The organism is Mesorhizobium sp. M7A.F.Ca.US.006.04.2.1, assembly GCF_004022915.1.
GTDB lineage: Bacteria > Pseudomonadota > Alphaproteobacteria > Rhizobiales > Rhizobiaceae > Mesorhizobium > Mesorhizobium ciceri.
Window position 1 is genome coordinate 1 of the sequence record NZ_RZQA01001219.1, and the last position, 1,374, is coordinate 1,374.

At 63.2% G+C, this 1,374-nt stretch carries 2 protein-coding genes; both read left to right on the forward strand.

Features of this window, described 5'->3' with window-relative positions; all coding sequences use genetic code 11:
* Positions 1–443: aldehyde dehydrogenase family protein (locus EN925_RS35970; protein WP_128337378.1), on the forward strand; the 443-nt coding region annotated here is incomplete at its 5' end.
* A 151-nt stretch (positions 444–594) separates the two neighbouring features.
* Positions 595–1,374, forward strand: a 780-nt coding sequence (locus EN925_RS35975; RefSeq protein ID WP_164894662.1) for a LysR family transcriptional regulator, incomplete at its 3' end; no start/stop codon positions are given.

Sequence of the window (1,374 nt, forward strand, 5' to 3'; positions counted from 1 at the left end):
CCGCCAATGTCATGCGCTTCGTCGAGGCCGGTAAAAAGACCGCGCGCCTGGTCGCGGGCGGCGACATGGTCACGGTCAATGGGCGCGGCAGCTTTGTCCAGCCCACCATTTTCGACGATGTCACGCCTGCCGATCCGATTGCCCGCGACGAGATCTTCGGGCCGGTGCTTTCGGTCATTGCCTTCGATGACGAGGCCGACGCGATCCGCATCGCTAATGACAGCCCCTACGGGCTCGCCGCATCGCTGTGGACCGACAGCCTGTCGCGCGCGCACCGCATCGCCGGGCGGCTGCAGGCCGGCACAGTTTCCGTCAACAAGGTCGACGCTCTGAGCCCGATGACGCCGTTCGGTGGTTTCAAGCAATCCGGCTTCGGCCGCGACCTGTCGCTGCATGCGCTCGACAAGTACACCGCGCTCAAAACGACATGGATCAAATACTGATGGGCGCCTAAAGCGCATCGCGATCGAACGGATTCAAGCGATGCGCTTTAGGCCTTTGCTCCATGCATGTCGTTTGCGCAAAACCGGGGCCACTTTTGCGCGACATGCATTAGGCTTGATCGAAGCCCTCAAACCGGCAACATAGCCAGCCATGCCGCTACGCTTCACGCTCAGACAGCTGGAATATTTCGTTGCCGTGGGCGAAGCCGGCTCCATCGCCAAGGCGGCCGAGCAGGTCAATGTGTCGCCGCCATCGATTTCGGCCTCGATCGCGCAGTTGGAAACCGAGTTCGGCGTCCAGCTTTTTGTCCGCAAGCATTCGCACGGCCTCTCGCTCACCGCCGGTGGCCGCATCTTCCTCAAGGAAGCCGCCCGGCTGCTCAACGATGCCGATGCCTTGCATGACGTCGCCGGCGATTTTGCCGAGAAGGTGCGCGGCCCGCTGGCGGTGGGATGCCTGCTGACCTTTGCGCAGATCGTGCTGCCGGCGCTGCGCATGCGGTTCGAGCGCGCTTATCCCGATGTGCGCGTGCGCCAGTTCGAGCGCAATCAGGGGCAATTGCTTGAGATGCTGCAGCGCGGTGAAATCGACCTCGCCCTGACCTACGATCTCGAACTGTCGCAGGACATGACCTTCGAGCCGCTGATGTTGGTGCCGGCCTATGTCATGCTGCCGGCGGGCCATCGTTTCGCGGCCAAGGCGTCGATCACGACGGAGGAACTGGCCGACGAGCCGATGGTGCTGCTCGACCTGCCGTACAGCCGCGAATATTTCCTGTCGGCATTCCACCAGCGAGGGATCCGGCCCAATATTGCCGAGCGCACCGGCGACATTGCGGTCATGCGCTCCATGGTGGCCAACGGCTTCGGCTACGGCATCGCCAACATGCGGCCGCTCAACACGCTGGCGCCGGACGGCAAGCCGCTCGTC